Origin of the sequence: Flagellimonas meridianipacifica (genome assembly GCF_003001695.1) — a bacterium.
Lineage (GTDB): Bacteria > Bacteroidota > Bacteroidia > Flavobacteriales > Flavobacteriaceae > Flagellimonas > Flagellimonas meridianipacifica.
This window is the reverse complement of sequence record NZ_PVYX01000001.1, coordinates 476,531-490,072: the sequence shown is the minus strand read 5'-3', so window position 1 is coordinate 490,072 and position 13,542 is coordinate 476,531. Positions and strand designations below refer to the sequence as shown.

General features: G+C 40.5%; 14 protein-coding genes. 2 read left to right on the top strand and 12 right to left on the bottom strand.

The window, feature by feature from the left end; genetic code table 11:
- Positions 1-125: 125 nt before the first annotated feature.
- From argH to CLV81_RS02080, 11 genes are all read right to left on the bottom strand, one after another.
- Entirely contained in the window at positions 126-1,409 is a 1,284-nt protein-coding gene (gene argH, locus CLV81_RS02130; RefSeq protein WP_106143416.1) for an argininosuccinate lyase, read from the bottom strand.
- Entirely contained in the window at positions 1,406-1,816 is a 411-nt protein-coding gene (locus CLV81_RS02125) for an ACT domain-containing protein (RefSeq protein WP_106143415.1), read from the bottom strand. The genes argH and CLV81_RS02125 overlap by 4 nt, the downstream gene beginning before the upstream one ends.
- A gap of 10 nt (positions 1,817-1,826) precedes the next feature.
- Entirely contained in the window at positions 1,827-2,900 is a 1,074-nt protein-coding gene (locus CLV81_RS02120) for a M20 family metallo-hydrolase (RefSeq protein WP_106143414.1), read from the bottom strand.
- Positions 2,897-3,676: an acetylglutamate kinase gene (argB, locus tag CLV81_RS02115; protein ID WP_106143413.1), complete on the bottom strand. Its 780-nt coding sequence runs from the start codon at positions 3,674-3,676 to the stop codon at positions 2,897-2,899. Before argB ends, CLV81_RS02120 begins: the two co-directional genes overlap by 4 nt.
- The gene (locus tag CLV81_RS02110) at positions 3,673-4,611 is read right to left on the bottom strand and encodes a Rossmann-fold NAD(P)-binding domain-containing protein (protein ID WP_106143412.1); all 939 of its coding nucleotides are present in this window, start codon (positions 4,609-4,611) and stop codon (positions 3,673-3,675) included. Before CLV81_RS02110 ends, argB begins: the two co-directional genes overlap by 4 nt.
- A complete protein-coding gene (locus CLV81_RS02105; protein WP_106143411.1) occupies positions 4,608-5,735 on the bottom strand; it encodes an aspartate aminotransferase family protein in 1,128 nt (375 codons plus the stop codon). The genes CLV81_RS02110 and CLV81_RS02105 overlap by 4 nt, the downstream gene beginning before the upstream one ends.
- 1 nt (position 5,736) lies before the next feature.
- Entirely contained in the window at positions 5,737-6,531 is a 795-nt protein-coding gene (gene proC / locus CLV81_RS02100; RefSeq protein ID WP_106143410.1) for a pyrroline-5-carboxylate reductase, read from the bottom strand.
- A gap of 101 nt (positions 6,532-6,632) precedes the next feature.
- Positions 6,633-7,607, bottom strand: coding sequence for an N-acetyl-gamma-glutamyl-phosphate reductase (gene argC, locus CLV81_RS02095; protein WP_106144868.1), 975 nt, complete (start codon positions 7,605-7,607; stop codon positions 6,633-6,635).
- 80 nt (positions 7,608-7,687) lie between these two features.
- A complete protein-coding gene (locus CLV81_RS02090; protein ID WP_106143409.1) occupies positions 7,688-8,878 on the bottom strand; it encodes an argininosuccinate synthase in 1,191 nt (396 codons plus the stop codon).
- Positions 8,875-9,489 carry a GNAT family N-acetyltransferase gene (locus CLV81_RS02085; RefSeq protein ID WP_106143408.1) on the bottom strand — a complete coding sequence of 205 codons (615 nt, stop codon included), beginning with the start codon at positions 9,487-9,489 and terminating at the stop codon, positions 8,875-8,877. The genes CLV81_RS02090 and CLV81_RS02085 overlap by 4 nt, the downstream gene beginning before the upstream one ends.
- 206 nt (positions 9,490-9,695) lie before the next feature.
- The gene (locus tag CLV81_RS02080) at positions 9,696-11,072 is read right to left on the bottom strand and encodes an MptA/MptB family glycosyltransferase (protein ID WP_106143407.1); all 1,377 of its coding nucleotides are present in this window, start codon (positions 11,070-11,072) and stop codon (positions 9,696-9,698) included.
- Between the two features lie 183 nt (positions 11,073-11,255).
- Here CLV81_RS02080 and CLV81_RS02075 point away from each other — a divergent pair, with 183 nt between their 5' ends.
- Entirely contained in the window at positions 11,256-12,059 is an 804-nt protein-coding gene (locus CLV81_RS02075; RefSeq protein ID WP_106143406.1) for an AraC family transcriptional regulator, read from the top strand.
- A gap of 59 nt (positions 12,060-12,118) precedes the next feature.
- Positions 12,119-13,267 (top strand): serine hydrolase domain-containing protein, encoded by a 1,149-nt coding sequence (locus CLV81_RS02070; protein WP_106143405.1) that lies wholly within the window; start codon positions 12,119-12,121, stop codon positions 13,265-13,267.
- Positions 13,268-13,363: 96 nt separating this feature from the next.
- Here the strand turns inward: CLV81_RS02070 and CLV81_RS20505 are convergent, their stop codons facing one another.
- Positions 13,364-13,537: a hypothetical protein gene (locus CLV81_RS20505; protein ID WP_158259060.1), complete on the bottom strand. Its 174-nt coding sequence runs from the start codon at positions 13,535-13,537 to the stop codon at positions 13,364-13,366.
- Between the last annotated feature and the right edge of the window lie 5 nt (positions 13,538-13,542).

The window sequence follows — 13,542 nt, the reverse complement described above, 5'->3', positions numbered from 1 at the left end:
GCTTAATTATTGCCAACGTCTGTATAAAGATACATGAAACATAAGCACACTCTTATGAACCAATTACCGCAAAATGGCGGATAAAGAGACATTTGTTAAGATTTAAGGCAACAGAGAAGCAGTTATCAGCCCAAAACCTTCTTCATTTTAGCTTCGATTTCTTCCAAGCATAGATTGCCCAAACTGCCTTCATGTGTATGCTCAATGTCCTTTTTGGGTTTAAAATTCCCATTTTCTATAGCCTTGCCCATACTTTTGTAAGAGTCCCTAAAGGGAACTCCATTTTTTACCATTTCATTTAGGGTATCCACACTGAACAGATAATCGTATTTGGGGTCATCCAAAATGTTGGGTTTTACCTGGATTTCCTTGAGGCTAAAGGACATCATTTCCAAACATGCCTTCATATCTTGAATGGAGGGGACAATTACTTCTTTGACCAATTGCAAATCTCTGTGGTACCCGCTAGGTAAGTTGGTCATAATCATACTCAACTGGTTAGGGATGGACTGTAGTTTGTTGCACTTACCGCGAATGAGTTCAAAGACATCCGGATTTTTCTTGTGAGGCATAATGCTGCTCCCCGTAGTGAGTTCATTGGGAAAGGAAATAAAGTCAAAGTTTTGACTCATATACAAACAGATATCCATGGCCAGTTTTCCTAAAGTAGAGGCCACGCTGGCGATTCCAAAGGCTGCGGCACGTTCCGCTTTTCCTCTTCCCATTTGGGCAGCTACCACATTGTATTTAAGCGTTTCAAAATCCAAGGTCTCTGTGGTAAAACGTCGGTCTATGGGGAAAGAGCTTCCATAGCCCGCGGCACTTCCCAAGGGATTCTGGTCTGTTACTTTATAGGCTGCTTGGATAAAATAGAGGTCATCTACCAAACTTTCAGCATAAGCAGAGAACCAGAGCCCAAAAGAGGAGGGCATGGCAATCTGTAAATGCGTGTATCCTGGAAGTAAAACCTTTTGGTGCTTGTCCGCCAATTTCAATAAGAGGTCGAACAAGGTTTTTACCTGATTCTTGATTTCAATAAGTTCGTCTTTTAGGTATAGTTGCGTAGCCACCAAGACTTGGTCATTTCGAGAACGTGCGGTATGGATTTTTTTGCCCACATCTCCCAACTTTTCAATCAATAGATACTCAATTTTGGAGTGCATATCTTCAAAATCGTCTTCTATCGTAAAGGTGCCTTTCTCTATGGATTTTCCAATGACTCCCAACTCTTTGACCAAACTTTTGGCTTCAGCCTCATCAATTAGGCCAACCTTACCCAACATTTGCGCATGGGCTTTGGAAGCAATAACATCATATTTGGCAAGGACCAAATCCAGTTGACGGTCGTTGCCCACCGTGAAATGGTCTATTTTCTTTTCGGTACTGAATCCTTTATCCCAAAGCTTCATGGTGTTTCTCTTTTAGTATTCATCAAATTGGTTAAAACTTGCATTGCAGCTTTAGCTTCTGTTTGGGCTACAAAAATATGGTCGTGGTAGTACGCTGCCACCACATTACAAGGTATCCCTTCTTGAGCTAGGGCATTGGAAATCGCTGCTGTTAGCCCAACCGCTTCCAAAGAAGAGTGTACGTTCAAAGTAATCCAGGAAGCTACGTAGTCGTAATCCAAATGTAGCGCATCCGCTTTTTCTTTCTCTAGAATCAGTGTAGTGCCCTCTTCTTCTTTAAAGCTGGCAACGATTTCCTTGAAATCCAATGGTATGGAATGTTTTGAAGAAACAAACACATATTCCCCTGAATGAAGTACCGGCTCCATTTCATTCAGTAATTGTGTTAGTTCCTTTTTTCCAGCCATTTTTTCCAAGCTATGCTGTGATAAATCCGTTTAATATTTTAATGTACAAGTCAATGCCCTCCTCAATTTCATGGACGAAGATATATTCATCGGCCGAGTGGGAACGTGTGCTGTCGCCAGGTCCTAATTTAAGGGATTGACAACTTAGGGCCGCTTGGTCCGAAAGGGTAGGAGAACCGTAGGTTTTTCTCCCCAAAGCCAAACCACTTTTTACTAGATTGTGATTAGGGTCAATAGCTGAGGAGTTTAGTCGCAATGAGCGTGGTGTCATCTCGCATGGGGCTTCTTTCTGTAAAAGTTCTGCAATTTCAGCATTGGAATAGCGGTCGTTTACACGAACATCCACCACCATATCCACATGCGCAGGAACCACATTATGTTGTTTGCCCGCACTAATTTGGGTAACGGTCATTTTTACCTCGCCCAAAGCCTCTGAGGTCTTTTCAAAATGATAGTTCTTGAACCATTCAAGCACTTCGATGGTGTTGTAAATGGAATTGTCGTCATTTGGGTGTGCTGCATGGGAGGGAGTTCCCTCTACTACGGCATCAAAAACAATAAGGCCTTTTTCTGCAATAGCCAGGTCCATTAAGGTTGGTTCTCCGACAATGGCGACATCAATTTCAGGCAGATTAGGCAAGAGGGAAAGCAAGCTGTTTGGACCTGCACTTTCTTCTTCCGCTGTTGCCGCTATGATAATGTTATGGTTTAGGTCATCCCTATGATAAAAATGAACAAAGGTGGCCAAAAGTGAGACCAAACATCCTCCCGCGTCATTGCTTCCTAGACCATAGAGTTTCCCATCTTCCACATAGGGATGAAACGGGTCTTTGGTGTAGGCGGTATTCGGTTTTACCGTATCATGATGGGAATTCAACAAAAGGGTCGGTTTGGAGGCATCAAAATGTTGATTGAAAGCAAATACATTGTTGACTTGCCTCTCGGTTTTAATTCCAAAACCTCCCAACCAATTTTGAATGGTATCCGCCGTTTTATCCTCTTCACCAGAAAAGGATTGGATGGAAATCAGTTCCTTCAACAGGGCAATCGCCTTCTCCGTCAATGTTTTTTGATTGTGACTCATAATGTCAAACGTGTATATTTTGATGAGGTATTGGACAACATACTTTCGTTGCCAATACATACTTGATGAACGTTATTCTGTAGGGCATAAAAACAATTGTGCATTTTGGGTAACATGCCGTCAGCAATAACACCGTTTTTAAGCAATTCCTTATAGCTTTCGGAGTTGATGTGTTCAATTACCGAATCTTCATCGGACACCTCACGCAAAACTCCCTTTTTCTCAAAACAATAGTACAAGGTAGTCTCATAGTTTGAGGAAAGACCCACTGCCAATTCAGCTGCAATTGTATCTGCATTGGTATTGAACAACTGCCCCTTCCCATCATGTGTCAAGGCACAAAAAATAGGAGTAAAACCAGCTATCAAAAGCTTTGAAACATTTTCTCCATGCACGCTATCAACATCACCCACAAAACCAAAATCGATATCCTTTATGGGTCTTTTGTGTGCATGGATGGCATTGCCATCAGCGCCGCTCATTCCAATGGCGTTGGTTCCAATGCTTTGTAGCTCTGCCACGATATTTTTGTTGACCAAGCCCCCATAGACCATCACTGCAATATCCAAACTGGCCGCATCGGTAATACGTCTTCCATTGATCATTTGTGCCTTAATGCCAAGTCGGTTGCCCAGTTCAGTAGCTTTTTTTCCGCCACCGTGCACCAAGATGGTATGGTTTTCCATTTTGGAAAACAACTCCAAAACCTGGGATAATGAACTTGAATTTTCAATGACATTCCCTCCAATCTTTACTATGGATAATTTTGGTTTCATAGTTTCTCCAAGAGCTTTTTTAATATAATTTGCGCAGAATAGGTCCTGTTATTGGCTTGTTGAATCACCAAACTTTGATTACCATTCAATACGGCATCTTCCACTACTACGTTTCTTCGTACAGGCAGACAGTGCATGAATTTAGCATTACCCAGCTTTTCCTTCGTCATCATCCAGCCAGAATCTTTAGAAAGCACTTGCCCATATTCCGAGTAGCTACTCCAATTTTTCACATAAACGAAATCAGCGTCTTCCAATGCCTTTTCTTGGTCTGTTTCAATTTGACAACCTTCAGTAATCTGTGGATTGAGTTCGTAGCCTTCGGGATGCGCAATTATAAATTCCACCTCTTGGCCTTTCATCAGGGTCACAAACGAATTGGCCACGGCATGAGGTAAAGCTTTTGGATGTGGCGCCCAGGATAAAACCACCTTAGGTTTGTCCTTAGTTTTATTTTCTGCTAAGGTAATCGCGTCTGCTAAGGCCTGTAGGGGATGCGCTGTAGAACTTTCCATGTTCACAATGGGAATGGAAGCAAATTTGGCAAAGCCGTTGAGTACCTCCTCTGCCTCATCTTTGGCTTTGTCCTTTAATCCTGCAAAAGCACGAATGGCCACAATGTCCGCATATTGAGAAACCACTTGAGCGGCCTCTCGAATATGCTCTGAAGTGCCTTGGTCCATAATCGTTCCATCTTCATATTCCAAGGCCCATCCTTCATTTCCAAAATTCATGACCATGACCTCCATCCCTAAATGCATAGCCGCTTTTTGTGTACTCAAACGGGTACGAAGGCTATTGTTGAAAAACAACAAACAAATGGTCTTGCCCTGCCCCATCTTTTTATATTGATACGGGTCTTTTTTTAGTGTAATGGCTTCGTTTACCCAATCGGGCAGAGAATCGATATCCTGTAAAGAGAGAAAATGTTTCATGAAAGTTCTTTGTTTAAGGCTTCAAAGAATTGGTCAATATGGTCTTTGGAAATGTTCAAGGCTGGCAAGATTCGCAACAGCTTCTTATTCTTTGAACCTCCAGTGAAAAAATGCTGGTTGTGAATCAATCTTTTACGTAGGTCGGCAACTTCAAAATCAAATTCCAGCCCCAGCATTAATCCCCTTCCTTTGATTTTTTTCACGTGCGGAATTTTGGCTGCTTCCTGTTTGAAATAAACTCCCAAGGTTCTGGCATTTTCAATTAAGTTTTCTTGCTCCAATACTTCCAGAACGGCTAAAGTGGCAACGCACGCCAGATGATTTCCTCCAAAAGTGGTGCCCAGTAAACCATAGGATGCCTTTATGGACTCATGAATTAAAATGCCGCCCACTGGAAAACCATTGCCCATGCCTTTGGCTATGGAAATAATGTCAGGTTGGATTCCATGGTGCTGGAAAGCAAAGAAAGCACCACTTCGCCCAAATCCGGATTGTACTTCGTCAGCAATAAGCACCACACCGTTTTCTTTGCACTTTTTGGCTATAAACTGATAGAATTCTGTGGTAGGTTCATCCAATCCACCCACGCCTTGAATCGCCTCCAAAATGACCGCACAATAGGTATCAGATTGGATAGCTTTTTCAAAAGCATCAAAATCATTCAGTGGCAAAAAGGTGACCTGCTGTTGTTTGTTTATAGGCGCATTGATAGCGGGATTGTCCGTTGTGGCCACGGCAGCCGAAGTCCTTCCATGGAATCCATTGGAAAACGAGATGACCTTGGATTTTCCGGTATGAAACGAAGCTAATTTTAAAGCATTTTCATTGGCTTCTGCCCCTGAATTGCATAAAAACAAATTGTAATGCTCACAACCCGAAAGCCTACCTAGGAGCTCCACGAGTTCTTGCTGCAAAGGATTTTGCACTGAATTGCTATAGAAAGCGATTTTTTCCAATTGGGATTTTATTCGATTCACATAATGCGGATGTGAATGACCAATGGAAATGACGGCATGACCTCCGTAAAAATCCAAATAGGTCGTTCCGTGATTGTCTTTGACCTCAATTCCCTTTGCGGAAACCGGGGCAACATCATATAAGGGGTATACATCAAACAACTCCATACTATCCTTTTCTGATCTGACTTATTTTTTCGAACGAGGTAACGATACCACGAATCAGGGATGAACTAAGTCCTTGATGTTCCATTTCGTTCAATCCTTCAATGGTACATCCTTTAGGTGTTGTTACCCGGTCAATTTCTTCTTCGGGATGCGTACCTGATTCAATCAACAAATTGGCTGCTCCATTACAAGTATGCATGGCCAATTCTTGAGCCTCTTTAGCATCAAACCCTAATTGAATGGCGCCTTGTGTTGTGGCCCGGATGAGGCGCATCCAGAACGCAATTCCACTGGCACAAATAACCGTGGCGGCCTGCATTTGTTCTTCCGGTATTTCCAAGGAATGCCCCATTCTGTTAAAAATGGCCTTGGCCAAATCGATTCGCTTTTTGCCCAATTCATTACTGCATATACAGGTCATGGAATTACTAACGGAGATTGCCGTATTCGGCATACTTCGGATGATGTATTTGTCTGAACCTATTGTTTCTTCCATTTTGGAAATGCTGAAACCCGTAATCGTACTGATGACTACATGTTTTTCCGTCAGCAAATCCTTTACTTGCTCTAGTATAGCTTGAAAATGCCCCGGTTGAACGGCAAAAATCAATATGTCCGAGTGTTTTACTGCCTCACGATTGTCGGAGGTAACTGTTACATTTCCATATTTTTCAAAATTCTTGATTTCATCCAAATTCCGTTTGGTCAAGTACATTGTTGTGGCACCATTGCTGTGCAACACCCCTTTGGCTATGGATAACCCTAAATTTCCTGCTCCGATTATTGCTATTTTCATAATTTCTTTTTGTCATCTCGAGCACAATCGAGAGATGGTTATTTTGTCAAACTCTCGCCCTTCGACTCCGCTTAGGGTGACAGCTCGACCTGATTTTTATTTTAAAAGACTCCCGCCTTAAGTTGTAAGCCCAAATCTTCTTTTAGTCCAAACATCAAATTCATATTCTGCACCGCTTGCCCGGAAGCGCCTTTCAATAAATTGTCAATCGCGGAGGTAACGAGTAAAACATCCTCATGTTTGTGCAAATGAATATGGCACTGATTCGTATTTACCACCTGTTTTAAATGAATAGGGTCATCGGTTACATGCGTGAACAAAGCTTCTTGATAAAACTTTTGGTATAGCGACTTTGCTTCTTCCAGGCTTCCTTCATAAGCTGTATAAGCTGTGGCCAAAATACCTCGAGTGAAGTTCCCTCGGTTGGGCAGAAATCGCAATTTGCCAATAGTATTTCCGAAAGAGTTTAAGCTTTCCCCAATTTCCCCTAAATGTTGATGGGTAAAGGGTTTGTACCAAGAAATATTATTGTTTCTCCAACTAAAATGTGAGGTAGGAGACAAGCTTACTCCAGCGCCTGTACTCCCTGTCGTTGCATTGATATGTACCTCTTGTGATAATGCCCCTTCTTTGGCCAATGGAAGCAATGCCAGTTGGATAGCCGTTGCAAAGCAACCTGGATTGGCAATATGGGTGGCATTGACAATCGCCTCTTTTTGTAACTCAGGGAGGCCGTATACATATTTGTTACCTTGAAATTCAGCATCATTTTCCAATCGGAATTCGTTGCTGAGGTCTATGATTTTGGTTTGGGCACTAAATTCGTTTTCAGATAAAAATTTGGAAGAGTTCCCATGGCCCAAACACAGAAAAACAACATCAACCTCTAGGTTTGATTCCCCTGTAAACTCCAATTCAGTTACTCCCAATAAGTCTGGATGGGCACTTGAAATGGGTTTTCCTGCACGGGTAGTACTAAAGACAAAATCAATTTCCACACCAGGATGATTGAGTAATATTCTGATGAGCTCTCCGCCAGTGTATCCTGAACCACCAATTATTCCAGCTTTAATCATTTGTTGTTCTTTTTGTGTCATGCTGAATTTAAATCAGCATCTCATTGGAGTGAGACCCTGAAACCAGTTCAGGGTGACGTCTATTCAATGTTTTTGTTTACGTGATTAGCAATTTTTCCGGGATTGGACAGGATTTTGATGAATCCTTTCGCATCATCGGCAGTCCATCCTTTGTTCATTTCACCATAACTTCCAAAAGAAGCATTCATCAAATCGTGCGTGGAGTTAATACCATTTAGTTCAAATCGATACGGGTGCAAAGTTACCAGCACATCACCGGATACATTTTTCTGGGTGTCGGTTAAAAAGGCTTCAATGTTTCGCATCACTTCATCCAAGTAGTTGCCTTCATGCAACAACATACCATAAAAGTTGCCCAACTGTTCCTTTTGATATTGCTGCCATTTACTCAAGGTGTGTTTTTCCAATAAGTGGTGTGCTTTAATGATGATTAAGGGAGCAGCAGCCTCAAAACCAACCCGGCCTTTTATACCAATAATCGTATCGCCCACGTGAATATCCCTTCCAATAGCATATTTGGACGCGATTTCGGATAATTTCTCAATATTCACAACAGGACTTTCTTTTTCTCCATCAACTGCCACAAGCTCGCCTTTGTCAAACGTCAACTTTAAAACTTTGGAAATCTCTTTTTCCAATTGACTCGGATAAGCTTCGCCTGGAAGCGCTAAATGAGAGGTCAAGGTTTCATCCCCTCCTACAGAGGTTCCCCAAAGGCCTTTGTTGATAGAATATTTAGCTTTTTCCCAGGAATACTCAACTCCGTTTTCTTGCAGATAGGCTATTTCAGCTTCCCTGGATAATGTGTTGTCTCGAATTGGAGTAATAATTTCAATTTCTGGAGCTATTATTTGAAAAATCATATCGAAACGAACCTGGTCGTTCCCAGCCCCTGTACTTCCATGGGCAATGTATTCGGCACCAATTTTTCGAGCATGGGTTACAATTTCTATGGCTTGTACAATTCGTTCCGCACTCACGGATAGGGGGTAGGTGTTGTTTCGTAAAACATTTCCGAAGATGAGATATTTGACCACTTTCTCATAAAACGTCGCAATGGCATCGATGGAAGTATAGGATATTGCCCCGAGTTGTAAGGCCTTTTCTTCTATTTCTTGAATTTCTATTTCTGTAAAACCCCCAGTGTTCACACTAACGGCATGCACTTCGAAATTTTCCTCCTTGGAGAGGTATTTGGCACAGTACGAAGTATCTAATCCGCCACTATAGGCCAGTACTAATTTTTTCATTTGGTTTTCTTTTTAAGAAAAAGGTTCTGTTTCATTTCTTTCAATCGTTGGAATGCCTTCCCGTTCAATTTTCTTGATTTGTATGTATTGACTTTGGGGTCATGTAACATTCCTGTGCATAGACACATTTTACGGTCGGTACGGGTGAGAATATCGAAATTCTTGCAGGTCTGACAGCCTTTCCAGAATTCAGGGTCGTCCGTAAGTTCAGAGAACGTAACAGGCTTGTAACCCAGTTCATAATTCATTTTCATGACAGCTAGTCCTGTGGTGATTCCAAAAATCTTAGCATCAGGAAACTTCTTTCTGGAAAGCTCAAAGACCGCTTTTTTGATTTTTTTAGCTAATCCTTGATTTCTATAGTCGGGATGCACAATTAAGCCTGAGTTGGCCACAAAGTTCTTATTTCCCCAAACCTCGATATAACAGAAACCTGCAAAGTTTTCTCCATCTAGCGCAATGACTGCATTCCCATTTTGAAGTCTTTGGATAATATATTCTGGAGATCTTTGCGCAATACCTGTACCTCGAACCTTTGCAGATTCGGAGATGGTGTCACTTATTATCTGGGCGTATTTAAAATGTGATTCGTTAGCAATTATAATTTCCATTGCCAATGCGATTTAAACTAAAATTTAAACTAAGGATTCGATGGTTTTTGCGGAAATGGACTCACCTATTTCCATAACTAGAGTGCACCCTTACGGGCGACGGCGAGGTGCGAAAGGACGTATTGGAGCAATGGTGCTCAAAGAAGTTGATATGTAATTTTGTCCGTTCATTATTGGGATAAATGTACAAATTAATTCCAACCTCCCTAATTTGGGGATGTTTTTTTGAAGAAATCTAACTTTTTTCCTGACTTAGTGGTCAATTCATAAATGAAAAAGGCAAACACCACAAAATATTCAATAGCCAGAAGCCATAGATTTTCGGTAAAATCGGGATTGGAATAGGCCCAATAGCTCAATATTGCCACCAAAGTCCAGAGGATTGGGAACTTATATTCAGTGAATAAACTCAAGGTTAATAAGAAAATGATGTACCATGGATGCACCGTACTGGACAACACCAAATAGGTAAAAAGAACCCAGAGCATGGATTGGATTAAGGTTTTGAAGTTTTCGTTCTTCCTGAAAAATGCAAGGATCAAGGCAATCCCTATTACAGCAAGGGCCATAATCTTGCCATAGGTTTTTATCAACTCCCAAGGTTTTGCTTCAAAAAAGTTGACTCCGATGAATTTGACCACATTATATATTCCCGCATTGAATTCGAAATTGGAAAACCAAAGCCCAACTGTTTCAGAATAGTTGTCAATAAAAATTGTGGTGTAAAAGGGAGCAAGGAAAGCAAGGCAGGTGGTAAAAACCAAAACATAGAATCCGACACTCTTTTTAAATCCGAGATATCTTAAGAACAATGGTAAGAATAGGATGGGAACCAATTTCACCAAAATAGAAAGGGCGTAGATGGGTGCTGCAGACATCCATCGTTCTTTACAGAGCAAATACATTGACCAAACAAAGAAAAAGAGCATAACCCCTTCAAAATGTAAATTGCCAGAGAGTTCCAAAATAACCAAGGGATTCAAAAAATACCAAAAGACGTTGTTGGGATTGCTATTCAACATTTTCAACAGTCTACTTCCAAAATAAAGAATACCTATATCCGCCAAAATAATTTGGACACGTAGCGCTATAATACTTCCTAATATGCTTTTTCCACCAAAAAAGGCAGCAATGGTGAACATAATTTGATTTAACGGAGGATAATTGCTGAAGTGCTTAGCACTCAATTCACCCATTCCATCATAAAGCATGTTATAATTTGCCATGGGAATTTGTGACCATTCCATGATTTGGTAGGGGGTATAAACATATGGGTTTAAGCCGCTCTTAATCAACTGACCGTCCCAAATGAACCTGTAAAAATCTTGTGATAGAGTTGGTTCTGCAAAAAGAAAAACCAAGCGAAACAGCACTCCTGCTATAAACAACAGCTTAAAATTCCATTTTTCAAATTGAATAAGCTTAAGATGACAGATGAAAAGAGCGATAAAAAGAAGAAGTAGTTTCAGAAAGTCTGTTCGGTCCAAGTCATAACCGAATACCCAATAAAAAACGATGCTTGTTACTACCAATAACAAGGGTATTTTGTGCAACGCGATGTACCGGAGCAGTTGGTTTGGCATTTACGGGTAGGCTTAAAGCATACTAAAATAGACCTTTAAAATGATTTGTGAATGAAGCATAAACCATTTTACCATTGTGAGAATCTGCATTTTTTTCACTCTTTTTCGTATTTGATTATTTTAGTGCTTTGCGTAACAATTTAGATACGTCGGCGTCTTTTAGCATAGCAATTTTATCATTTCATGGTTTACGAACCCCAACTTTCTGAAGTACAAAAACATATTGACCATTACTGGATTCTCAGCGCTTCGGATCTTTTGGCATTGAACAGCACCCAAATGTTTGCTTACCCTGGTATTACCCCTGACATGATTATTGTGCTTGACGGACATTATTCTCTTTCATACCAAGGCAAAAATTTCAGGTCGAACAGAGGTCTTCTCTTTAGTTTTATACATGAAAAAGTACATATTGATTTTTCATCTTTGAAGCGTTGTATAGTGGTCAAGTTTAAGTCCAGGGCAATTTCTTCATTAAAGCCATTTATTCGGGCTTGTGCTGATACCATTATGAGGAACTCGGTAGCGTTTACGGAAGATGTTTTCGGTTTTGGTATGCAAAGACTGAACGATTATCTAAAAGCGTGCGACCCAAAATTATTGGTTTCTGAATTGGATAGCTGGTTTGCGCAACGTTACCGAAAGGAAGATGAAGGATTTATTGTCGAAATGTCGCAAGAAGTAAGCATGGATTGCGATTTAAGCACTATTATGCATGCAACGGGCTACTCTTATTCAACCTTGGAACGCTATTTCAAAAAAGAAACTGGATTAACTCCCAAAGCCTTTCAAACCTTACAACGTTTCAAAAAAGTGCTCCGCGAACTCTCAACAACAAAGAATCATGATTGGCAACATTATGTTTTACAACATGGATACTATGACCAAAGCCATTTTATCAAAGAAATGAAAAGGTTTACTGGACATTCTCCTTCAGTCTTGGTTCAAATGCCTAGTTTCATAGAATTACGCCCCCATTATAGCTGACGAATTTTTACAATGGGGATTTGAAACAAACACCAATCTTTGTTCAAAAATCAAGAAAGATGAAATATTTATGGCTGTTTATCGCTATCAACACATTATTTTCCTGTTCTTCTGCTAAGAGAATTACTTATGGAACAAATACTACTGCCGAGTTACAAAAGATTTTGGACGAAGAATGTGGTAAAACTAAAAATGGTATCGTAGGTATGTCCCTTACCGTCTTATCACCCCAATTGGATATTGATTTTACAGGAAGTTCAGGGTACGACAGTTTGGAGAAAACAGACCTCCTTAAAGCCGAACAACCTTTTCGAATAGCCAGTCTGACCAAAGTTTTTGTAGCCACATCCATATTACGACTCTATGAAAAAGAATTACTCTCCCTAGAAGACCCTATTTCAAACTATATTTCTGAAGAACATCTAGCAATTCTGAAAAAAGGAGGTTATAATCCAGAACAAATTACTATAAGGCATTGTCTTACACATACCAGTGGTCTATATGACTATGCAGAAGGTGGTCCTGAGTATATTGAAGAAGCCTCAAAAGACCCTAATAAACGATGGACCAGAACGGAACAGATACAATTTGCCATGGAAAATGGACAACCCCATGCAGCACCTGGCAAAGAGCATCATTATAGCGATACGGGCTATGTGCTTTTGGGAGAAATTATTGAAAAACTCAATCAATCAGGCCTCGCTGAAGGATTACGCGAACTTTTGAAATTTGATGAATTGGGGATGTCAGCTACATATTTGGAAAGCCTTGAAAAAAGACCGGAGGGTCTGCTCCCCAATGTAAAAAGATACATGGGAGAAATAGATGCATCAGATTGGGACAATTCCGTTGATTTGTATGGTGGTGGAGGTCTTGTCTCCAATACGAAAGATTTAAGTGTTTTTCTACAAGCGCTCTTCAACGGAAGAATTTTTGATTATCCGGATACCCTGGATATTATGTTACTTAAAAAGGATTTTGATGATAAGGGCGAAGGACTGCCGGAGCAGCGGTTGGGTTTTGGCAGTATAGTGGGAAAGAAATCGGGCTTAGAAGTGTATATGCATACAGGTTTTTGGGGCACCGTTTTTATGCACATCCCAGCATATGGTTGTAGTATTGCTTTTAATAACACCAATGATGGGGATAGTGAGGTCTTGCAGCGCACCATAGATTATGTTTTGGAATTAGGGAAAAATAAAGATTAGGACTATAAATTCTTTTATTTCAAACTAGATTTTTGTTTGTCTAAATCTCTACTTAATTAACAGAAGTCTTATCGAGAAATCTTTGGCTCGTTTTTTTTAAGTCGATTCTTGGATAAAGTGTATGGAGAACCACCTTTTTTGTTTTAATCCATTTGTTCTATGCTTTTCCGAATTTTGGGTTCTTCTGCCTCTGAGTTTATGCCCGACAGACGTACGATCTGCCAGAGAGAAAAACCCAAACTGATTGTTTTTACGGGTTTTGTTTTTCATGACTG